This is a genomic window from Chitinophaga rhizophila, from assembly GCF_019492185.1.
GTDB lineage: Bacteria > Bacteroidota > Bacteroidia > Chitinophagales > Chitinophagaceae > Chitinophaga > Chitinophaga rhizophila.
This window is the reverse complement of sequence record NZ_JAICCF010000003.1, coordinates 361,394-384,277: the sequence shown is the minus strand read 5'-3', so window position 1 is coordinate 384,277 and position 22,884 is coordinate 361,394. Positions and strand designations below refer to the sequence as shown.

Below are 22,884 nucleotides of genomic sequence, written 5' to 3'. Positions count from 1 at the left end.
ATAGAAAGGTCTCGTCTAAGACGAGACCTTTTGTATGTTATTTCATTTGTTTGATCTTGTAAGAGGAGTTGGTCACTATCTTCACCGGCACCTTAATATCTTTCTTGATACGTTTGGCCTTATTGGCTTTGTAGGTGTAGGTACCATTCATTTCGGTATTCTGTGCGCAGATGCTTGGTAAGCCTGTATTGCGGTCTATGAGGTAGTTAGCCATAATATCGCCGTCAATTTCTGCGGTAGCAGTGATACCGTCTTCGATAGTAAAGGTTTCGACTTTATTGGTATGCACCTTTCCGGTACCGGCTATTTTTGCTGTTCTGGCATCCCAGGTTTGCAGGTTCCAGTACAGGTCTATATCGCCTACGAGTCCTGTACGGATAGGCACCGTTTCTTCCCAGCGGGTACCGGTTTTGATGCTACGCACCGGGTAGATAACCAGGAGTTGTTCCAGCCAGGAGCGGAAGGCAGCAGTGCCAAACTGGTCTTTCATGAGTTTCTTATATGCTTCCTGTTCGTCTTCCTTCAGTTTGGAAAAAGTGGCACTTGCTTTATCCAGTAGTTCATCTAGTCCGGTAATCTTATTGATAAAGCCGGAACCGGTGATATCAACAGTGAAGGGATGGTCGAGAATGCTTTTCAGGGCAGCCTGGAAAGGTTCTTTATCATTAGGTACGGCAGCATCAACAAGGATGTTCTGATTCCGGGCGTTAAAGTTGAATTTGAGTTCTTTATACCGGAATGTCAGATAGAAATGATTGGCGGCGGCGTCTTCGACTTCAATAGCGATGGTGTTATTGAAATCGCGGGTCACGCGTTGCATGATATCATTTACGGTAGTATATGTTTCGCTGCGACTCTCCTGTTTCAGTTCAAACTGTTGTCCTTTCTGAAAATTGTAGCTTAGGTCTACGTAGTCTCTTTTTTCTTCCTGATACTGGGCTGTTGCCGGTAATGCCAGCACGGCGCCCATTGCCATTGTCACCAAAAATCGCTTCATCATTGCGCTATATTTATTAAACATACTTTTCAATTACTCCCAGCCCGAACAATGCAAAGTCGTATTTAGCCGGGTCTAATGGGTCCAGCTGTCTGAGCTGCTCGGTAAGGGCAATTGCTGTTTTCCAATCTGATTTGGCAGCAGGTATTAAACCTAGTCTGGTGGCCACTCTGCCTACATGTACATCCACAGGGCAAACCAGCTGAGAAGGCTGAATGTGGTCCCATAGTCCAAAATCCACGCCATTTTCATCTTTCCTGACCATCCAGCGAAGGTACATATTCAATCTTTTACAGGCGGAATTTCTCGCCGGAGTTGAAATATGTTTTCGGGTACGTTCAGGATGTTCTGGCAGGAAGAACATATGGTGGAAGCCCTTCAAGGCCTTCTCTACCGTATCGTCTTCGGCGGTAATATGGCCGCTGAAGGCAAATTCGAGTGAGGTCAGGTCATTGTAGTAGCCTTGCAGGAACTCCACAAAGTACATCAGGTCTACACCATTGAAGGTACGGTGGCAGAACTGGAGTAGTTTCATCCTCTCCTTTGGCTTATGGTTTTTGATAAAGTCATAAGGTGCATTATCCATCAGCTGCAGCAGTTCTGTGCACTTGTTGATAATGGTGGTACGATTGCCCCAGGCCAGTATAGCGGCAAACAGGCCAGAGATTTCGATGTCCTGTAGTTGTGTAAACCGGTGCGGTATAGAGATAGGATCGCCCGGAATAAAGTCAGGCGTATTATACTGTACCGCTTTTGTGTCCAGAAAGGTCTTCAGTTGGTCAAATTTCATATAGTTCTACTCGGTTTAGTCTGTTGTCGGGAATGCATTACTCGGGAAGCCGAAAAATACTGAAAGATGTTCATACTATAACAAATTATATAGATAATATATTACCTATTATAGTCAATTGAAAATGAATAATTGTGAGTATTAGGATGATAGAGTGCCGGTACTTTGGGATTCCGGAGCCATTGGTTTTTTGTAGTATGTGCATGTTAATTATACACTGCCGGGGGGTATTGTGTTGAAAAGTACAACTAATATACAACTGTTTACAGAGCAGTGACTGGTATAGCTGGCTGTTAAAATGAATGCAGGAATTGCCGGGATAGCTAATGCTATGGGCAATTCCTGCATTCATTTATGATAGATGACCTGTTGTAGTTATCCGATTGCCTTCTGGAGATCGGCGATCAGGTCTTCTGCATCTTCAATACCTACGCTGAGGCGGATAAGTGAATCGACAAGTCCGTTGGCGACCCTGTCTTCCCGTGGGATGGAGGCATGGGTCATGCTGGCCGGATGTCCTATCAGGGATTCTACGCCGCCCAGCGATTCTGCCAGGGAGAAGAGGTGTGTACCGCTTAATACTTTGAAAGCAGCTTCCTGGCTGTCATCTTTCAGTGTGAAAGATATCATACCACCAAAGTCTCTCATCTGCTGTTTGGCAATATGGTGGTTAGGATGATCTTCAAAACCACACCAGTATACTTTTGCCACTTTCGGGTGCTGGCGGAGGAAGTTGGCTACAGCAGCGCCGTTTTCACAATGACGTTGCATACGTACATGCAGCGTTTTTAGTCCGCGGAGTACCAGGAAGCAATCCTGCGGACCGGGCACTGCACCACAGCTATTCTGTATGAAATAGAGCTGTTTGGCCAGTGCTTCGTCTTTTACTATGATAGCCCCATGTACCACGTCGCTGTGACCGCCCAGGTATTTGGTGGCGCTGTGTACAACGATATGTGCGCCCAGGTCCAGCGGATTCTGGAGATAGGGAGAAGCAAAGGTATTATCAACGCACAGCAGCAGGTTATGTTCCTTAGCGATCTTTGCGCTGGCAGCGATGTCGATGATATTAAGCAGCGGATTGGTAGGTGTTTCTATCCAGATCAGCTTAGTGTTTGCGTTAATATGCTGGCGGATGTTTTCAGCATCCTGCATCCCGATAAAATGGAACTTGATGCCATAACGCTCAAATATCTTGGTAAAGATGCGATAAGTGCCACCATACAAGTCATTAGATGCAATCACTTCATCACCAGGATTGAGTAGTTTCATTACGGCGTCAGTAGCAGCCAGGCCACTACCGAATGAGATGCCGTGAGTACCATTTTCAATTGCAGCCAGCGCAGCCTGTAGGGCGTCGCGGGTCGGGTTTTGGGTGCGGGCATATTCGTATCCTTTATGGTCGCCCGGTGCATTTTGCACATACGTGGATGTCTGAAAAATAGGCGTCATAATAGCCCCTGTAGAAGGATCAGGGGTAACGCCTGCGTGTATGAGTTTAGTTCCCAGCTTCATGCCTGAAATATTTTAGTATGATACGATTTTGTTCATCTGAAAGTTCCAAAGGTACTAATTCCGGCATTTCAGCAGCAGATGATTGACATGAGGGCAGCAACATCAGGAACAGGTGGTGGGTTTAGTTGCTGTTGGGGCTGAATATGAAGCTGGCTACTGTTCCGTATTACTACAGGGATCGGGTATTGTTTCAGACAGTCTTATTTCCGTATCAGTTACCATTGGCAGACAACCTCTTCTTTATCAGTTCAGATAATCAAAATAACAAATAAGTACTTTTACGCAGCACTGTCAAAAAGTAGAAATACGCCCTGTGGTGGCGGGTTTTGTCCGATCTGGCTATCCGGAATGCCTTTACGGATGAAATCGCCACATTCACGAACAAAAATGACTCATTCAGCCGAAAACGTAGTTTCCGCGCAGTTATTCGGACTACATTTGAAAAGGTTTTTCATAGGATATGGTTAAAATTCGTGGGCGGTAATCTTACCGCCTATCTTTTTTCTAAAAAGTAAAAGAGCGGAAGTAGTGATACTTCCGCTCTTTTTATATAATGCTGGTAACGTTAACTATTTCTTTTTACTGGCAACAGGTGGTTTGTCAGACCATTTAATAGGCAGGCTTACACTGGTAGTATCCCAGGCAACAACCAGGTTAGCGCCATTATCAGCTTTTTCAAACATCATAGAGAATGGTTCTACCGGGGTAGTCAGTTTTACTACGGGTACATCTGTTCTAGCCACGTCTTTTTTCTGGTCATATTTAAATGCACCCCAGATATCTGTCTCACGGTTTACAATGAAAGTCCATTTCTGTTCTGAAAGGATTGCATATAAAGTATAGCGTCCTTTTGGAACGGTTTTACCACCAATGATAACGGGGCGGAAAAACTCTATTTCAGTGGCTTCGTTAGCACCCAGCCGATAGATTTCGCCATAAGCTTCGAGTTCACCGAAGATCTTTCTTCCTTTTTTCTGGGGGCGGCTATATATAACGCGGGCAACGAGGTTGCCTGGTTCGCCTTTTACTTTTACTACATAGGGATACATTACCGGATAATAGGCCATGTCCATAGGGCTGGAATCAAGCGGGGGCATTTTTTTGTCCTGGGCATAACCTGTAAGACTGGTAAGACCTGCTATAATGGTAAGCAGCAATAAGCGAAGTACATTTTTCATTGTTGGCTATCAATTCTGATTGTTACAAAATATTTGCAAACCTACGATTAATGTGGGTATGTTTTAACGTATGCAACCAATTCAGGAAAGAATGTTCTGTAGTGTGCAGCGAGTTGTTCGTAATGCTTTTCGAGTACACCAAAAGGGGCATCAGTCTGGGCTTCCAGGTATTTAGCCCGGTGTACGATGCCACTGAAGCTCTTATATATACCATCCATCAGCCGGTAGTTATACAGCCAGTCGTGCTGACGCATATAATGGAATACCTGTTGAAATACAGGAGGTAATATGCCATGATGCCTGGCAATGGTTGCATAGGTCTGTTGAGAAAATGTTGCCAGTGTCTGATCAGTGAAGATAGTGGTATCAGTAGCCAGGAAATGATCATATACAATGTCGATAAACACGGCACTGTACCTGCCGCAGGAAGGCTGGAAGTAGTCTCTTGCAGCGAGTGTAACAGGGTGAGTATCAGTGAATGAATCAATTGCTCTATGCAGTTGTATACCCTGTTGTATGCCAGGGGCATATTCCTGCCAGTGTTTGCCTTTCACATAATCGGCTATCATATTGCCCACTGTCAGGGACTGATCATTGAAAGAGAGATATGCGTGGGCCAGATAATTCATGCAATGAAGGTAGAATAAACTTTGCAGCTACCACCGTTTACAGGGGTGTAAGCTGAATTGCATCAGTGATACTTACCGCTCATCTGCTAAAAGCCAGTTTAACAAAAGCTTAACGTAACAGCTTGCAACATTCGGCGTTTCAGCGCAACATGTGTATAGGAAAGGAACTATATGACATGACATGGCAAGTTGGGGCAAAGTCCGCTGTAAATGTGCATTACCAAGTAATCTAGCGTATCCATTTGTAACAAAGCATTTGACCTCCTGCCCTTTCTGCGAGTACCTTTACATCATCAAACCAAACCACTAAAAAGTTTCCGCCATGAAACCGATCAAATCAATTAACCTCAATGTACCTAATGGTACTACCCGCCTGTTTGCAGGCCGTATTAGAAGAATGCTGCTTTTATTTGTTGCCGCACTTCTTTTTACAACACAATTCGCATTTGCGGGTGCCAAGGAAACCGAGGCATCCACTAAGTTAAAAGATGCACTGAGTAAAGAGTTTGCCGGAGCGGCAGACGTAAAATGGTACAGCGAAGACAATAAAACTTTTATGGCCAGATTTACCATGAAAGCACTCAATGTTACAGCGTATTTTGATGAGGATGGAAATTTGCTGGCAACACGTCGTTACATCGCAGAAGAGCATCTGCCGATGAATATTACTAACAAGCTGGCAAAACGTTATCCGACTGAGAAGGTGCGTTGGGTAGTAGAATTTGAAACAGAAGGTACCACTGTGTATTATGTAACCCTGGAAGGAGAAAAGACCTGGAAAGTGATTAAAACAAGTGCAGGTGGTGACATGAGTGTACACCAGCATCTGAAGAAAGTTTAGACGTCAGTTCATCAGTTGATAGTCCATAGTCAGTATAGTCCACGGTAGCGACAGCTATTGTGGGCTATTTTTTTTTATTCCTTACCTTTGCCGTTCTCTTTTGCATTTTAAATTATTTAAACGGACATGAATAAAGGGCCTATTTCTCAATTTATCCAGCACCACTACCGTCACTTTAACGCGGCTGCATTGGTGGATGCTGCTAAGGGATATGAAACACATTTGCTGGAAGGCGGTAAAATGCTGGTATCCCTCGCCGGTGCTATGAGTACTGCCGAGTTGGGCATCTCCTTCGCGGAAATGATCCGCCAGGGTAAGGTGGATATCATTTCCTGTACCGGGGCTAACCTGGAGGAAGATATCATGAACCTGGTAGCTCACACTCACTACAAAAGGGTTCCTCATTACCGTGACCTGAGTCCTCAGGAAGAATGGGACCTCCTGCAGGATGGTTTCAACAGGGTGACTGATACCTGTATTCCGGAGGAAGAAGCCTTCCGTCGTATTCAGGAACATATTCATAAAATCTGGAAAGACGCTGATGATAAAGGTGAGCGTTACTTCCCGCATGAGTACATGTACAAGTTGCTGCTGAGCGGCGTAATGAAAGAACATTACGAGATCGACCCAAAGAACAGCTGGATGATTGCTGCAGCTGAGCGTAATATTCCTATCGTAGTACCAGGATGGGAAGATAGCACCATGGGTAATATCTTCGCTTCTTACATCATCAAAGGCGAACTGAAAGCTTCCACTATGAAGAGCGGTATCGAGTATATGGTGTGGCTGGCTGACTGGTACCGTAATAACTCTGGTGGTAAGGGCGTTGGCTTCTTCCAGATAGGTGGTGGTATTGCCGGTGACTTCCCGATCTGCGTAGTACCTATGATGTACCAGGATCTGGAGTGGCATGATGTACCTTTCTGGGGCTATTTCTGCCAGATCTCTGATTCAACTACCTCTTATGGTTCTTACTCAGGTGCAGTACCTAATGAGAAGATTACGTGGGGTAAACTGGATATCAACACCCCTAAATTCATCGTTGAATCTGACGCTACTATCGTAGCTCCGTTGATATTTGCTTACCTGCTGGGCTGGTAAGCACTGAGGCCCTGGAGGGCTGACGTAAAGGCTAACGCTGATCACTGCATTTTTTTGTGGTGATCAGCGTTTTACGTTTTAAAAGGACGTATGACTTTTAAGATGAAAAGCGTATATTGTACCCTTATAACTTCCAATTATGAAAAACATTTTTCCACTACTAACAGTGGCAGCCGCAGTTAGCTTAAGTGCCTGCCAGTCTGGTACAAAAACCGAAAATAATTCAACAGATAGTATGAGTACCACGCAAGACAGTCTTTCTCAGGGACAGTTATCAGATGCCGCATTTGATAAAACTATTGATGGCAAACAGGTGAAGCTGTACCATCTGAAAGGAAAAGGAAATATTCAGGTAGCCATCACCAACTATGGCGCAAAGATCGTAAGCCTGCTGGCACCGGATAAACAAGGTCAGCTGGCAGATGTAGAACTTGGCTATGATAACATTGACCGTTATGTTGACACCAAGGAAAGATATTACGGCGGTATTGTTGGTCGTTACGGCAACCGTATTGCAAAAGGGAAGTTCAAAGTAGACGGAAAGGAGTATACCCTGGCTGTAAATAATGGTCAGAATCACCTGCATGGTGGTAAAAAAGGCTTCAATGATGTGGTATGGGATGCTGAACAGCCTAATGACCATACCCTGAAACTGCATTACCTGTCAAAAGACGGGGAAGAAGGCTATCCTGGTAACCTGGACATCACCCTTACTTACGAGCTGACAGACAGCAACGAGGTAAAGATTGATTACAGCGCTACAACGGATAAGGCAACTGTAGTAAACCTTACCAACCACTCATTCTTTAACCTGCATGGTGCCGGCAATGGTGATATCAATGATCATATCATGTACATCAATGCAGATAAATATACTCCTGTAGACAGTACTTTGATTCCAAAAGGAAAGCTCGAATCAGTAAAGGGTACACCTATGGATTTCACTACACCTACGAAGATTGGTGAAAGAGTAGATGCAGACTTTGAGCAGCTGGCTTATGGTAAGGGTTATGACCATAACTATGTGCTGAATAAAAAAGGTAAAGAACTGTCTCTGGCAGCCACCGTACTGGAACCTACAAGCGGTCGTACGCTGGAAGTATGGACTACTGAACCGGGTGTACAGTTTTACGGCGGTAACTTCCTGGATGGCACTGACAAGGGTAAAGAGGGTAAAACCTACGTACATCGTGGTGCATTCTGTCTGGAAACGCAGCATTTCCCAGATTCACCTAATCAGCCGTCATTCCCTTCAGTGGTGCTGAAACCGGGAGATACATACACTTCAACCTGTGTGTATAAATTTGGAGTGAAGCAGTAAGTAGTATTGATACCATATTTGTTTGGGGCGTGTTCTTGTGGGCACGCCCTTTTTTGTGCCCCTCCCCGATCAGGATGACGCGTTAGTTGCCAGTTTTTTGCCACAACTGGCTTTCTACTATCCGCCATCCGGAAAGTACCTACCGGTATATGTTCTACCAATAGCAGCGGGGTTTAAGTGAGATAATTGCCGAAATACCCGTCAGGATATCAGAAGAATAGATCTGATGCGATACCATCGGCAAACAGTCGGCCTTCTGGCGTAAGTATCAGGGTATCATTGTGCCGTATCATCCAGCCTTTACTGATGAATTGGCGGGATAGCTGTTCCAGCGTTTCCCGTTTTTGCCGGCCGAAACGTTCTTCCACAACAGGCAGTATACAACCCTGAGAAGTACGGAGAGTAGTCATGATATACTCATTTATCATCATAACAGGCGTAAGTTCTTCCAGCTCGAAGGGGACTTTGTCTTGCTGCATACTTTTGATATAGAGGCTGTTATTGGCAATGTTCCATTGGCGGGAGTGGCCGTTGAAAGAATGAGCAGAGGGGCCTAAACCCAGGTAAGGTTGCCCTTGCCAGTAGCTGCTATTGTGCCTGGAGTGCCAGCCCGGGAGTGCAAAGTTAGAGATCTCGTAATGTTCGTATCCGGCTTTTGCCGTCCATTGCATTAGTTGCTCAAAGTGACGGGCGGCTTTGTCGGTATCAACAGCAGCCACTTTCTTTTTCCGGATAAACTGGTCCAGAGCCGTACCTGGTTCTACAGTAAGTGCATAGCATGACAGGTGTTGTACCCCCAGGTCAATTGCCTGCTGGACGTTAGAAGCCCAGGCCTCATCGGTGAGCGTTGGTCCGCCGTATATAAGGTCGATGGTCAGGTTATTGAAACCGGCGGCCTTTGCATTGATGATACATTGTAATGCCTGCTGGCTGTTATGGGCACGGTTCATCCAGCGGAGGTCGGCTTCATAGAAGGATTGTATACCAATACTCAGGCGATTAATGCCTGCCGCAAAGAGTGCCTGGAGTTTTTCGGGAGACAGGTCATCCGGATTAGCTTCCAGGGTGATTTCCGCATCTGGTTGAACAGGGAATGTATCCCGGAGTGTTTGCAGCAGTATTTCGATATCGGTTTGCGGTAGCATGCTGGGGGTACCCCCACCAAAGTAAATGCTGGATACGGGAGCGCCCGAGAGGTAGTCACGCTGTAATGTTATTTCCCTTAGTATCTGCTGCACCATTGCCGGTTGCTGTGCGAGAGACGTTGAGAAATGAAAGTTGCAGTAGTAACAAGCCTGCTTACAAAACGGAATATGTAGATAAATACCTGCCATTGAAATAGTAATACCCCTGGTACAGACCGGTAGGGTGTAAGAATAAATTGAGTCTAGCTTAAATAAGTATATGGTAACTATAGTATATCAACTATTGGCCATGGACTATTTTTATATCTTTGCAAACGACAAAATTACTGCATTAAAAAATATTCCTGGTGCGACGTTGGTTATTGTTTCTATTCATTATACCCTGTTTACGTTTGGCGGCTCAGACGGATACTTCTGTAAGACCGGCTCCTGCTGTGCAAACTACTCCTGCCAGGCCGCAGGGTGCTCCGGGAGATACGGCTGCAAAGCCTGTGAAGAAAAAGACGCCGGTTATCAGGCGGGATAGTGCAGGGCGGGTCATTCAGGTGCCAGTTGTAAAGCCGGCAGCTCCGGCCACGACTCCTGCACCGGCAGCTAAGCCGGTAACGTCTTCACCAGTTGCCACCTCACCAGCAGCAGGTAATACCCCTCCGGCAACGGCAGTTACACCTGCACCAACTGCTACCACACCAGCAGCCGGTACTACTGCATCTGCTGTGATTACAGCCTTACCAACTGATACGACATTGCAGCGGCGTGTCGTACCTTTACATCAGGAAACGACGTATGATCTGTACCTGAAAAAGCTGCAGGCGACTAATATATTTCTGAAGAATGATAAGCCTACCCGGCCAGACGTGAATATTCTAAGGGCGTATGAAGATCTCGACTGGCTGGTGTATGTGATGGCAGGAGTTGTATTGTTGCTGGGTATTATCAGGCTCAGTTATCTGAAGTATTTTTCTGACCTCTTTCGGGCGTTTATGAATCCGACATTGAGTCAGCGGCAGTTAAAGGACCAGTTGTCACAATCACCGTTCCCTAACTTTCTGTTGAACAGTTTTTTTGTGATTAGTCTGGCGTTATACCTTTATCTGTTGATGTACCGTCAGCAGTATATACCAGGTAATACGGCGTGGATGGCTATCCCGGGGCTGATATTACTTGTGGCATTGGTGTATGGTGTGAAGTATGTGATGTTGCGTTTCTGTGGTTGGTTATTTGGTAGTGCGGAACTGGCGGATGCTTATATATTCGTGTTGTATCTGATCAACAAGGTACTGGGTATTTTACTGGTACCGTTTCTGGTCATTTTAGCATTCAGTACACCCGCATTGGCAAAAGCCTTTATGTATATGTCGATCGCTTTTATTGTTTTGCTTGTGGCGTATCGGTATATCCGGTCATACTCAGTGGTAAAACAATATTTATCTTTCAGCAGATTGCATTTTTTTCTTTACCTTTGCGCATTCGAAGTAGCGCCGGTTCTAATAATAACTAAGGTGTTGCTGGTCGCGTTAACTGGTGGTCTGTGATTATTATAACTGCCTATTGTTAACACAAGAGCAAAAAAACGTATGATTAAAGGCGGGCCAAAAAAAGATTTGCAAGCTAAGCACATTCAGACAATTCTAATTTCCCAACCTAAGCCTGAAACAGAAAAATCACCTTACTTTGAACTAGCTAAAAAATTCAACGTCAAATTGGATTTTTATCCGTTTATAAGGGTGGAGGGACTGTCCGCGAAAGACTTCAGGAAGCAGAAAATTGACATTCAGAATTTTACGGCTGTGATTTTTACAAGTCGTAACGCTGTGGATCACTTTTTCAGGATCTGTGAGGAAATGAAAATTAAAGTCTCTCAGGACTGTAAGTACTTCTGTATAACGGAAGCGATTGCCTTGTACCTGCAGAAATTTATCCTTTACAGGAAGCGCAAAGTGTTCTATGGTGCTGATGGTTCTACTAAGAGTCTGTTGGAAGTGATGAACAAGCACAGGGATAATGAGAAATTCCTGTTCCCGAGTTCTGATAGCCAGCGTAAAGATATCGAGGAATGGTTGAAGGCGAATAAGTGTGAATATGCAACAGCTACCCTGTACAAGACAGTATCCAATGATGTAAAGGAGCTGCTGACCGGGACTGATTATGACATGATTGTTTTCTTCAGCCCTTACGGAGTGAAGTCGCTGTTTGAGAATGTACCTAAGTTCGAGCAGAACGGTACACGTATAGGAGCTTTCGGTCCAACTACCTCAGCAGCAGTAGAAGAAGCGGGTTTACGCCTTGATGTAAAGGCTCCTGCGCCACAGGCCCCTTCGATGGTGGCGGCGCTGGAACAGTATCTTGCGGCTACCAACAAAAAATAACACGAAAATTACGGTAAATAATTCCAAAGAAAGGGACGGCGAAAGCTGTCCCTTCTTATATTTGGGGTAGCGAAGAATTACCGTTAGCATTAGAGTGGACCAAAAAAGTGTAGGTAATTAACAGAATAACCATAACTGTGAACAGATTAGCTAAAGAAACCAGTCCTTACCTGCTGCAGCATGCTCACAATCCGGTAGATTGGTACCCCTGGGGGGAAGAGGCATTGCAGAAGGCTAAAGCCGAAGACAAACCTATATTAGTCAGCATTGGATACGCCGCCTGCCACTGGTGTCATGTTATGGAGCGGGAGAGTTTCGAGAACGAAGCGACCGCCCGTATTATGAATGAGCATTTCATTAATATCAAGATAGACAGAGAGGAACGTCCGGATCTTGACCACATCTATATGGATGCGGTACAGGCCATGACAGGTTCTGGCGGATGGCCGTTGAACGTTTTCCTGACACCTGATAAACTGCCTTTTTATGGTGGGACCTACTTCCCCCCTGTTAAGGCATTTAACCGTGCGTCATGGACGGATGTTTTACTTGCATTGGCTCAGGCGTTTCAAGAGCGCCGGGAAGATTTGGAGACACAGGCGCAGAATATGCGGGATCACCTGGTGCAGGCATCTGGTTTTGGGACGCAGGCAGTTGATCTGGATCTTGTGCCGCGGGAAGAGTTATTTACCCGGGCTCAGTGCGATACGATCTACAATAATATAATGCAACAGAGTGACAAGATATGGGGTGGTTTTGGCAGTGCGCCAAAGTTCCCTGGAACCTTCAACATTCAATACCTGTTAAGATATCATCATAGTTTCAACGAACCGAAGGCATTAAACCAGGCTTTACTATCACTTGACAAGATGATCCAGGGGGGTATTTATGATCAGCTGGGTGGCGGTTTTGCCAGATATAGTACAGACGCGAAGTGGCTGGCCCCACACTTTGAGAAGATGTTGTATGATAATGCGTTGCTGGTAGATGTAATGAGCGAAGCTTATCAGCTGACAGGAAATGAGCTGTATGCGAAGACCATTGCAGATACCCTGGGATTTGTGGAGAGAGAGATGACAGATGCGGGCGGCGGTTTTTATAGTGCGCTTGATGCAGATTCCGAGGGTGTGGAAGGGAAGTTCTATACCTGGAGTAAAGAGGAGATTGAGGAGATTCTCGGAGAAGACGCAGCATTATTCTGTGCATATTATGATGTGTCAGAGGAGGGCAATTGGGAGGAAACGAATATACTATGGGTTACGAAACCTTTGGCAGTGGTGGCAGAAGCCCATGGCTTACCCCCAGAAGCGCTGGAGCAAATGTTAGTAACAAGTAGGGAGAAGCTGATGGCTGTGAGGTCTAAGCGTATACGTCCTGGGCTGGATGACAAGATCATTCTGGGATGGAATGCGCTGATGGTACACGCTTGCTGTAGGGCGTACGCGGCATTGGGTGTAGAACGCTATAGAGATATGGGAATAAATGCCATGAAATTTTGCCTAAGGAATCTACAAAACGTTGATAAACAGTCTTTTTTTCATACATTTAAAGGGGGAATTGCGAAATATCCTGCATTTCTTGACGACTATGCATGGCTGGTACGTGCTTTGATCGCATTACAGGAAGTAACCGGGGATGCTGAATGGCTGGATCATGCTAAAGCTTTGACGTCGTATGTAGTAGCAAATTTTTCAGACGAAGGGGATATTTATTTTTATTATACGCAAGCCGGTCAAACGGATGTTATCGTACGTAAGAAGGAAGTATATGATGGTGCCACGCCGAGTGGTAATGCTGTAATGGCGGCTAACCTGCTTTATTTATCAGTTGTATATGACAGGAAGGATTGGTCTGACCGTGGTATAGCTATGCTGGCGGGACAGGCGCAGACAGCGGTCAGGTATTCCACTTCGTTTGGGGTATGGGCAGGCATCTTATTGCAGTCAGTAAAGGGTGTGAGGGAGATTGCTGTGGTGGGTAGTGAATATAAATCAAGGATGCAGGATACTAACAGGCATTATATTCCGTTTAAAGTATTGTTAGGAGCAGTAACCGATCAACCAGGTATTCCACTGCTTGAACAGCGGGAACGGCCAGGGGAGACACTTATATACGTCTGTGAGCATTATCATTGTATTAAGCCAGTTAATTATATAGAGGAAATAATTAATTTAAAATAATATTTATGTATCTTGCATGACCATATCTGTGTAAAAAGCACACGGAAAAATGATTTTGATAAGATATAATAAAATGTTAAAAAGTACGTTTATTTTAATTGTCACGCTTCCCTGAATAGGTATGAAAAAGTTGGGTGAAAACTAACTACGGATTAAAATTAATCGTTACATTTGTTATCTTGCTTAAGAGTGTGGTATAGACTATCAGAAGGGTAAGTGCTGACTTTGAAGAGATAATATGTTTCCAACGGGAATGAATTCAAAAAAGTGAAACCAACAAGTATAACAACCGCGAAATTTCTGAAGTTGCCCTTAACAACTTTAGGGTCATTAAGTGTGAGGGGCTCGTTGGTAAACGATCTGTCCGGAGAGACCGGCATGATCCAAGGCCATGTTTCAGAACTTAGCGACATCCTCAGTAGCATTTTGGCCAATTTGCACTGCGTCGCCTACGAAATAAATGATTTTCAATGAAAGCTACCCTTATGAAGCTTAATTTTTCTAGTGGTCTGTTAGCAGTATTGCTGGTAAGCCTGCTCGCCAGCTGCGGTGGTAGTAAGACCCCCAAAAACGCGCAAGGACAGCTGATCGGCGTAAGTCCTAGACCTAAGTATTTCCCGCCTGTACCCTATGGAATGGTATATGTACCATCAGGAACCTTTCACATGGGTCCGAGCGATGAGGACTTGAACTATGCTTATACAGCACGTAACAAGTCTATTTCAATTTCCGGCTTCTACATGGATGCTACGGAGATTACCAACAACGAATACAGGCAGTTCGTACAGTGGGTGACTGACTCTATCGCGCACGTGATGATGGGTTATGTGAAAAATGACGGCGGCGAGGATTACATCGACTGGAAGAAGAAAATCAATTACCGTGATAAGTCTACTATTGATCAGCTGGACGGTATGATGTATGCTCCTGAAGACCGTCTTTATGGTCGCAGAGAGTTCGACGTACGTAAGCTGGTATATCATGCGGAGACTTTCAACTGGGAACAGGCTAAGAAGCGTGAGAACGCTAATGTATCCCGTTCTAAGTTCATTGTAAAGAAGGATGTTGCGATCTATCCTGACACACTGTGCTGGATCCGTGACTTCTCTTACGCTTACAATGAGCCAATGACGAGGATGTACTTCTGGCACCCTGCGTTTGACAACTATCCTGTTGTTGGCGTAACCTGGCATCAGGCTAACGCATTCGCTGAATGGCGTAGTAAGTTCTGGGAGGACTATCGTATTTCTAAGAAATTATTTACTGAGGATAAATTCCAGCTGCCTTCCGAAGCACAATGGGAGTATGCTGCAAGAGGTGGTAGAGAACAAACGCCATACCCTTGGGGTGGATACTACATCCGTAACAAGAAAGGTTGTTTGCTGGCTAACTTTAAACCAGGCCGTGGTAACTATCCAGAAGATGGTGGTTTCTACACTGTAAGAGCAGATGCTTACTGGCCGAACGATTATGGTTTGTATAACATGTCCGGTAACGTTGCAGAATGGACACAGGACATTTATTATGAGAATGCATATTCCTTCACGTCTGATATGAACCCATATCTGCGTATGGATGTTCCAGATAATGCAGTTCCGAAAATGAAACGTAAAGCTGTAAGAGGCGGTTCCTGGAAAGATATCGGATACTTCCTCCAGACAGGTACACGTTCTTACGAGTATCAGGATAGTGCTAAATCTTACATTGGATTCAGATGTACGATTGCATTCCTGAGCCGTTCTAAAAACGATTTTGGTCACAGGTAACAATTATAGTAATAGCCATTACGGATAGATGAGCATGAGAACAGGCAGTATCGAAGAGGCAGGAAAGATCCTGTGTGCCTTTGGGACGGGCATGTGTGTGAAAATCAAACTAAAACATGTTGATATGAGAGACCGTATGACGTACAATGGGAAACCGCAAATCATCGTTGAGCAACAACTATTCCATAACAATTTAACCTTTAACACTTTAACCAGTAAATTTTGACCTATGGCTATGAATCCTACTACATCGAAATGGCTTAATTTCTTTGTTTGTGTCGCGGCGTCTGTAGTAATTATCGGAGCGCTCTTTAAAATTCAACACTGGCCAGGTGCGGATATCGCCCTGATCGTTGGTTTGACTACTGAAGCGCTGATCTTCTTCGTTTATGCATTCGTACCAGATAGTGGTGGTCACGATGCAGCTCCTGCTCAGGTAGCAGTTGTTGCTGGTGGCAGTCCTGCACTGGCTGGTCTGGATAAAATGCTTGAAGAAGCTGATATTACTCCGGTAAGCTTACAGCGTCTGAGCGAAAACTTCCAGAAATTAGGTTCCACAGTAGATAAGATGCGGGATATCAGTGATGTAGTTGCCGCTACAGGCGATTACACACAAAAAACAAGAGAAGCTGCCAGCGCTATTGGTAACGTAGCTCACGCTTATACCACTGCTGCTTCAGCTGTATCTTCTTTCAACAGTGCTTCTGAATCTACAAGAAGCTTCCACGAGCAGATGCAGGGTATGACCAAAAACCTGGCTTCCCTGAATGCTATCTATGAACTGGAACTGCAGGATACTAACAATCACCTGAAAGCTATGAATAACTTCTATAGCAATCTGCTGAATGTTTCTCAGGCAATGACCAGCAGCGTAGACGATGCGCGCAAAACACAGGATCAGATCTCTAAACTGGCACATAACCTGACTAGCCTGAACAATGTTTATGGCAATATGCTCAGCGCTATGCAGAATGCGAGATAAGGTAACGCTTATAGTTTTTGATTTAACAACAGACAATCATTCAAACCTGAGAACAAACTATGGCACTACCTAAAGATCCCAGGCAGAAGATGGTCAATATCATGTACCTGGTCTTGACGGCCATGCTGGCATTGAACGTCTCTGCTGAGATATTGAACGCATTTAATATAGTTAACGATTCAATAGAAACTTCGAATACTTCCATCACAGCTAAGAATACGCTTACTTATAGTCAGTTTGACAAGACCGGAGATCCTGCAAAGGCTGCTCCTTTCAAAGAAAAAGCTGAAAAAGTAAAGGCACTGTCTGCTGAGATGTATGTTTACCTGGATACCCTGAAAGCTACCATCATCAGAGAATCTGGTGGTCTGGACGAGCACGGCGAAATAAAAGGTAAAAGCGACCAGGATGCTCCTACACGTGTAATGGAGAACTATAAAAAAGGTCCTGAACTGGAACAGAAACTTAACGAATTACGCAGTAAACTGATCGGATTCGTTGATCCGAAAGTGAAAGCAGAATTTGAACAGAGTCTTCCACTTCGCATAGAAATCGGTAAATCACATGGTGGTAGCCACGGTCCTAAAAACGCGACCTGGACTTCTTACCACTTCAACATGGTTCCGACTATCGCAGCTGTAACCATTCTGAGTAAATTCCAGAATGACGTAAAAAACTCTGAAGCTAGACTGGTAGATTACCTGTTTAGTCAAATCGGAGCGAATGAATTTAAATTCGACAGAATTAAACCATTCGTATCACTGAACTCTAAAAACCTGATGGAAGGTCAGGAACTGGTAGCCCAGGTAGCAGTTGGTGCTTATAGCAGCACTGTAAATCCTGAAATCGTTGTAAACGGTGCTACAGTTACTGCAACTGACGGTTTAGGTAGTTATAAAATGAATGTCAGCGGTCTTGGAGAGAAAACCTTAACAGGTACTGTAACACTCAGAAGACCAAATGGTGAAGTTGAAGCATTCCCTTTCAGTGAAGCTTATACTGTAGGTGCTTCTACCACATCTATCTCTGCTGATAAAATGAACGTACTGTACATCGGTCTGCAGAACCCAATTTCAATTTCTGCTGCTGGTGTTCCTGCTGAGCAGGTATCTGCATCCATCAACAATGGTTCTATTACCAAAACTGGTGCAGGTAAATTCTCAGTAACAGTTACAAAACCAGGTACTGCTACCATTGGCGTAGTTGCTAACGGTAAGAGCATGGCTGGTAAAGAATTCCGTATCAAATACATCCCTGATCCAGTGCTGAAGGTAGGTATGAGCAAAGGCCCTTTCATGAAGGCTGCTGAGTTCAAAGTACAGGGCGGTCTGCGTGCTGACCTGGAAGACTTCCTGTTCGAGGGTGTTAAATACGAAGTTGTTAGCTATCGTATCGGTATCGATGCAAAAGGTAAGGACTATGCAGAAGGCGAAGCTAACTCTGCTTACTTCCCTAACAGTGTGATGCCGGTTATCCGCTCCCTGAGAGCTGGCGATATCGTATACTTCGATAACATCCGCGTAAAAGGTCCGGATGGAAGGGTAAGAGATATGAGTAACGTCAATTTCAAGATTAACTAATATTATTTTTCTATGCGAGCAGTCATCCTTAACAGAATTGGTTTGTGTGCACTCCTGCTGGTATTCGTGGCAGCAGAGGCAAACGCCCAGGGCGGAGGACGCCGCCGTACGACACGTCGTACGGAGTCAACTCCAGCTGAGCAGAATACGCCAGCCGATGGTTCTGTTGTCAATCCCGCTACCGGTAACAGTGTAACAGCACCTGCACCGACTCAAGCTGCTGAACCAGCATCTCTTCGTCAGGACGGTGTCGGAGTACCTGTTGTAGATACTCCACGCAAATCCCTGCGTACGGATGGCATTTCTGAAAAGAACTTTATCAAAGACCGTGTGCCTATTCCATATGACCATATCCGCTCAGATGATGAGTTCTGGGAAAAGAAGATATGGCAGGTAATCGACACGCGTGAAAAGATGAACCTTCCTTTCCAATACAATGTTGAGGATGAATCCGGTACTAACCAGCTGTTCATAAACATTCTGCTTAACGCGGTAAAAGCCGGAGAAGTGGAAGCTTTCAGCCCTATCGATGACAGGTTCACTACCATTATTCCTTACTCCGAAATTCAGAACAAACTGAGTGGCGAAGAAAAGACAGTGCGTAGCATTGACCCGGTAACCGGTGAGGAGAAAATGGTAACTACCCGTGACGAATTTGACCCTCGTACTGTAGTTCAGTACAAGATCAAAGAAATCTGGGTGTTCGATAAAGAAGCATCTGCTCTGAAAGTTCGTATCCTGGGTATCGCTCCAATGGTGTCCCGTATGAACGAAGACGGTTCATTCCGCGCAGCTATCCCGCTGTTCTGGGTATATTATCCTGATCTGCGTCCTATCCTGGCTAAATTTGATGTTTACAACCAGAATAACGATGCGGCTACCATGAGTTGGGAAGACCTTTTTGAAATGCGTTTCTTCTCCAGCTTCATTATCAAGGAAAACAATACTTACAACCGCGAGATTAAAGAGTACATTAAAGATGGCACCATGCGTCTCCTGGAAGGTCAGGCGATCAAGGATAAAATCTTTAATAAAGAACAGGATATGTGGCAGTATTAATCTGCTCGCAGATAAAAGAACTGAAAAGGGAGTCTGTAAAAAGACTCCCTTTTTGTTTATATAATATAGTCTTGTCTTGCGTGAAAAAGTACTACCTGACACTCATTACATGACTAATCTCATTTGTTCCCTCAACACCTTATTCTAGCTTTGTAGCATACTAATCTCCACGATTATGTCCCTGACATTTGATACCCCCGAACTACTTAACTCACTGCAACGCCAGGTGGACGACCTGGTACAGACTGTCAACAATAACTTCGTTGGCGTACCGGAACAGTTTCTTTTACTGCAGCCCTCTCCAGGAAAATGGAGCGTAGCCCAATGCCTGGATCACCTGAATGCTTACTCCAGGTTCTACGTGCCGGCTATGGAGAAAGCTATACAAGGCAAATTATCGGGTAGTCTGCCCCCTACTCCATCTGCCACCTTCAAGAGCGGCTGGCTGGGCAACTATTTCACAAATATGATGAAGCCGAAGGCTGACGGACTTCCCGGTATGAAAATGCAGGCACCAAAGGCTTACCGCCCCATGGCAGATCTGAACGCAAAGCATACCGTACAGGAGTTCCTGGAATGGCAACAGCAAACCAAAGCATTGCTTGACAGGGCCAAACTGGTAAATCTGCAAAAGATAAAGATTTCAACTACGCTGGGTGCGTGGCTGAGATTTTCACTGGGGGACACCTTCCGGTTCGTGATTGCACATGAACAGCGCCATATTGCACAGGCCTTAAGAGCTAAAGGTTAAGCGTCCCTAATATCAGCTTTCGCTGCCGGGCGTACTGGCGGTACCTGCCTCTCCTGTAGCAGGATGGAAATAGTTATATACCAGCCGGGCTTTTGCTACACCAATTTCATTTATCAGGTCTTGCTCTGATAACAATTTGATTTTAGCGACTGAACGGAAGGTTTTCAGTAGCTGGGTAGCTGTATTCTCGCCAATACCCTTGATACCTTCTAATTCGTTCTTAAAAGTACCTTTACTGCGCTTCTGCCGGTGAAAGGTGATACCGAATCTGTGTACCTCGTCACGTACTCTTCTGATAAGTTTCAGGCTCTCGCTGTCATAAGGCAGCTTGATACTGTCTTTATCCCCTGGAAAGAAAATTTCCTCCTCATTTTTAGCGAGGCCCACTACGGTCATACTACCTATCAGGTCCAGCTCGCGGATGCTTTCCATGGCTGAACCCAACTGTCCTTTACCACCATCTATGATTACCAGCTGGGGCAAAGGTTGCTCTTCCGCCAGCAAGCGACTGTAACGACGATATACTACCTCCTTCATTGAGGCAAAGTCATTAATACCCTGAACGGTTTTAATATTGAAGTGACGATAATCTTTTTTAGAAGCTACACCGTCTTTGAATACCACACAAGCCGATACTGGGTAGGCGCCCTGGAAATTGGAGTTATCGAAACACTCGATATGCAACGGAAGCTCCTGTAGCTCCAGATCGGCCTGCAGCTGATATAGCACTTTCTTCTTTTCCATATCGCTTTTGCCTTCCAGGTGCAGAATTTTCTTCCGGTAAAGCTCTTCCTTGAAGTAATTGACGTTCTTCTCTGATAGTTCCAGCAGCTTCTTTTTATCTCCGCCTTTAGGTACTGATATAGTGATATGCTCTTCCGGATACTCGATCTCAATAGGTACGATGATTTCCCGGGCAAGGCTCTGAAATGCATCGCGCAGATAGCCTACTGCATACGTCAGCACCTCTGTATCATCCTCTTCCAGCTTCTTTTCTAAGGTAACTGTTTTGGTATCTGCAATAGTGCCATTGAGTACGCGCAGATAGTTAACATAGGCATAATTACCCTCGCTGATAATCGAGAATACGTCCACATTACCGACTCTCGTATTGACAATCGTTGATTTGGACTGATAGGCCTGCAAACTCTCTATCTTCTTCCTGATGATCTCCGCTTTTTCAAACTCCATGTTCATCGCGTGTTCCTGCATCTGTGTGCGGAACATCTGTAACACCGGACTAAGATTGCCTTTCATGATGTTTTTCACCTGCTGCAATCCTTCGCGGTAGTCTTCTTCTGTCTGGAGTCCTTCACACGGCCCCTTGCAGTTGCCTAGATGATATTCCAGACAAACTTTATACTTGCCTTTAGCCACGTTCTGCGGGGAAAGGTTAAGATTACAGGTACGTAGGGGTATATTGTACCGTACCACTTCAAGCAGTTCGCGTACGCGGCCTACAGATGTGAACGGACCCAGGTATTCCGAGCCGTCTTTGATGACATTGCGGGTGAGGAACACACGGGGAAACGCCTCATGTTTAATCACGAGGTAAGGGTATGTTTTGTCATCCTTCAGATTGATATTGAATTTAGGCTGGAACTGTTTAATAAGTGAGTTTTCCAGCAGGAAAGCATCCTGTTCGGAGCCTACGATGGTAAATTCAATATGATGGATGGTCTCTACAAGTTTACGGGTCTTGTAGTTATCGTGGTATTTAACAAAATAAGAACTGACCCTTTTACGCAGGCTTTTAGCTTTTCCTACATAAAGCAGTTCACCTGCCTCGCTGTAATACTTATAAATACCGGGCTGAAGGGGTATGGTATGTGATATCTGTTGAAACTCCGCTGCTGTCATGTTCTGAGAAAATCTGTTAGGGGTGTCTGAGCAGCACTTTCACATCCAGTTCCCGTGCAGGCAGGAAGGCGATCTTCTGCCAGGTCACGATGCGGATATGTTTGTTTTGCTGATACACCAGGTTTTGCTGGTATTCGTATACCAGGTTTTCTACATGCTTATTCATCTGCACATTGGTGATATGCTGCTGGTTATCAATATCCATAATCACTTCCTGTGGTACGGTAGCCGGGTTTCTGGCTTTGTACATGAGGGAATGTTTACCGGAGAACTGGTCAGCCAGCAATATGGTATCGTACGCGCCTCTAAGGGACGGTTTATTCAGGTCTACGTCGAGAAACGGTGCAAGCAGGTGTCTTAGCTGGACAGAGTCGGGGGATGTAATGGTCAGGCTATCCCGTTGTCCGTTCATAACGATAGTCTTCTGCAGGGCGGGTTTAATGCCGGACATAGTATGCAGTTCTTCCTGAAAGTATCCTTTAAGATCCCTGTAAGCCAATGTTTTGTCTTGCTGTTCTCCGTTAGTATTGCTGCAGGATGCCAGGCAAACGGCAACAATCACCAGTATCCATGAAAAACGATGATCCATGGTGCAAATGTAGGGAAGATGCTTTAATGCACCGCGCATCTGTCTGACTGCAAATGATATAAAAAAGTTAATGCGCCGTAAAGACGGCGCATCTGATGCATGAGCAAATCTGTCGAGAGCACTAAAAAACGTAAAACGTATCATCTCGACGAATAGTTACAGGATAGAAATAATATAAAAAAAAAGCTGTCCCATCTTAGACGGGACAGCTTTGTATATCTACGTTTATAA

Annotated in this window: 19 protein-coding genes; 11 read left to right on the top strand and 8 right to left on the bottom strand. The window is 44.9% G+C overall.

Going from position 1 to position 22,884, the window contains the following annotated elements:
- Positions 1 to 37 precede the first annotated feature (37 nt).
- The 5 genes from K1Y79_RS16080 to K1Y79_RS16060 all read right to left on the bottom strand — a co-directional run bounded on the left by K1Y79_RS16080 (position 38) and on the right by K1Y79_RS16060 (position 5,109).
- Positions 38 to 1,000: a DUF6263 family protein gene (locus K1Y79_RS16080; RefSeq protein ID WP_220251190.1), complete on the bottom strand. Its 963-nt coding sequence runs from the start codon at positions 998 to 1,000 to the stop codon at positions 38 to 40.
- Between the two features lie 13 nt (positions 1,001 to 1,013).
- Positions 1,014 to 1,787: a TIGR02757 family protein gene (locus tag K1Y79_RS16075; protein WP_220251189.1), complete on the bottom strand. Its 774-nt coding sequence runs from the start codon at positions 1,785 to 1,787 to the stop codon at positions 1,014 to 1,016.
- 375 nt (positions 1,788 to 2,162) lie between these two features.
- A complete protein-coding gene (locus tag K1Y79_RS16070; RefSeq protein ID WP_220251188.1) occupies positions 2,163 to 3,302 on the bottom strand; it encodes a cystathionine gamma-synthase in 1,140 nt (379 codons plus the stop codon).
- A 569-nt stretch (positions 3,303 to 3,871) separates the two neighbouring features.
- On the bottom strand, positions 3,872 to 4,480 hold the full coding sequence (locus K1Y79_RS16065) for a DUF2911 domain-containing protein (protein WP_236059663.1): 609 nt from the start codon (positions 4,478 to 4,480) through the stop codon (positions 3,872 to 3,874).
- Between the two features lie 47 nt (positions 4,481 to 4,527).
- The gene (locus K1Y79_RS16060) at positions 4,528 to 5,109 is read right to left on the bottom strand and encodes an acyl carrier protein phosphodiesterase (protein WP_220251187.1); all 582 of its coding nucleotides are present in this window, start codon (positions 5,107 to 5,109) and stop codon (positions 4,528 to 4,530) included.
- A 322-nt stretch (positions 5,110 to 5,431) separates the two neighbouring features.
- Here K1Y79_RS16060 and K1Y79_RS16055 point away from each other — a divergent pair, with 322 nt between their 5' ends.
- The 3 genes from K1Y79_RS16055 to K1Y79_RS16045 all read left to right on the top strand — a co-directional run bounded on the left by K1Y79_RS16055 (position 5,432) and on the right by K1Y79_RS16045 (position 8,372).
- Entirely contained in the window at positions 5,432 to 5,950 is a 519-nt protein-coding gene (locus K1Y79_RS16055; RefSeq protein WP_220251186.1) for a hypothetical protein, read from the top strand.
- A 126-nt stretch (positions 5,951 to 6,076) separates the two neighbouring features.
- Positions 6,077 to 7,051: a deoxyhypusine synthase family protein gene (locus K1Y79_RS16050; RefSeq protein WP_220251185.1), complete on the top strand. Its 975-nt coding sequence runs from the start codon at positions 6,077 to 6,079 to the stop codon at positions 7,049 to 7,051.
- Between the two features lie 139 nt (positions 7,052 to 7,190).
- Entirely contained in the window at positions 7,191 to 8,372 is a 1,182-nt protein-coding gene (locus K1Y79_RS16045) for an aldose epimerase family protein (protein ID WP_220251184.1), read from the top strand.
- Between the two features lie 209 nt (positions 8,373 to 8,581).
- On the opposite strand, the gene hemW is transcribed toward K1Y79_RS16045, so the two are convergent.
- Entirely contained in the window at positions 8,582 to 9,706 is a 1,125-nt protein-coding gene (gene hemW, locus K1Y79_RS16040) for a radical SAM family heme chaperone HemW (protein WP_220251183.1), read from the bottom strand.
- Between the two features lie 203 nt (positions 9,707 to 9,909).
- On the opposite strand from hemW, the gene K1Y79_RS16035 reads away from it, so the two are divergent.
- From K1Y79_RS16035 to K1Y79_RS16000, 8 genes are all read left to right on the top strand, one after another.
- Positions 9,910 to 11,052 carry a DUF4271 domain-containing protein gene (locus K1Y79_RS16035; RefSeq protein ID WP_220251182.1) on the top strand — a complete coding sequence of 381 codons (1,143 nt, stop codon included), beginning with the start codon at positions 9,910 to 9,912 and terminating at the stop codon, positions 11,050 to 11,052.
- Between the two features lie 42 nt (positions 11,053 to 11,094).
- Positions 11,095 to 11,886 (top strand): uroporphyrinogen-III synthase, encoded by a 792-nt coding sequence (locus K1Y79_RS16030; RefSeq protein WP_220251181.1) that lies wholly within the window; start codon positions 11,095 to 11,097, stop codon positions 11,884 to 11,886.
- A gap of 137 nt (positions 11,887 to 12,023) precedes the next feature.
- On the top strand, positions 12,024 to 14,066 hold the full coding sequence (locus K1Y79_RS16025; protein ID WP_220251180.1) for a thioredoxin domain-containing protein: 2,043 nt from the start codon (positions 12,024 to 12,026) through the stop codon (positions 14,064 to 14,066).
- Between the two features lie 485 nt (positions 14,067 to 14,551).
- Positions 14,552 to 15,832, top strand: coding sequence for a T9SS ring complex lipoprotein PorK/GldK (gene porK / locus K1Y79_RS16020; protein ID WP_220251179.1), 1,281 nt, complete (start codon positions 14,552 to 14,554; stop codon positions 15,830 to 15,832).
- A gap of 229 nt (positions 15,833 to 16,061) precedes the next feature.
- Complete coding sequence (porL, locus tag K1Y79_RS16015) at positions 16,062 to 16,814, top strand: type IX secretion system motor protein PorL/GldL (RefSeq protein ID WP_220251178.1); 753 nt, start codon at positions 16,062 to 16,064, stop codon at positions 16,812 to 16,814.
- Between the two features lie 59 nt (positions 16,815 to 16,873).
- Entirely contained in the window at positions 16,874 to 18,394 is a 1,521-nt protein-coding gene (gene porM, locus K1Y79_RS16010; RefSeq protein ID WP_220251177.1) for a type IX secretion system motor protein PorM/GldM, read from the top strand.
- A gap of 12 nt (positions 18,395 to 18,406) precedes the next feature.
- Complete coding sequence (gene porN, locus K1Y79_RS16005; protein WP_220251176.1) at positions 18,407 to 19,453, top strand: type IX secretion system ring subunit PorN/GldN; 1,047 nt, start codon at positions 18,407 to 18,409, stop codon at positions 19,451 to 19,453.
- Between the two features lie 175 nt (positions 19,454 to 19,628).
- Positions 19,629 to 20,204 carry a DinB family protein gene (locus K1Y79_RS16000; RefSeq protein ID WP_220251175.1) on the top strand — a complete coding sequence of 192 codons (576 nt, stop codon included), beginning with the start codon at positions 19,629 to 19,631 and terminating at the stop codon, positions 20,202 to 20,204.
- A gap of 12 nt (positions 20,205 to 20,216) precedes the next feature.
- Here K1Y79_RS16000 and uvrC read toward each other — a convergent pair whose 3' ends face one another.
- Positions 20,217 to 22,064, bottom strand: coding sequence for an excinuclease ABC subunit UvrC (gene uvrC / locus K1Y79_RS15995; RefSeq protein ID WP_220251174.1), 1,848 nt, complete (start codon positions 22,062 to 22,064; stop codon positions 20,217 to 20,219).
- A gap of 16 nt (positions 22,065 to 22,080) precedes the next feature.
- The gene (locus tag K1Y79_RS15990) at positions 22,081 to 22,653 is read right to left on the bottom strand and encodes a hypothetical protein (RefSeq protein ID WP_220251173.1); all 573 of its coding nucleotides are present in this window, start codon (positions 22,651 to 22,653) and stop codon (positions 22,081 to 22,083) included.
- Between the last annotated feature and the right edge of the window lie 231 nt (positions 22,654 to 22,884).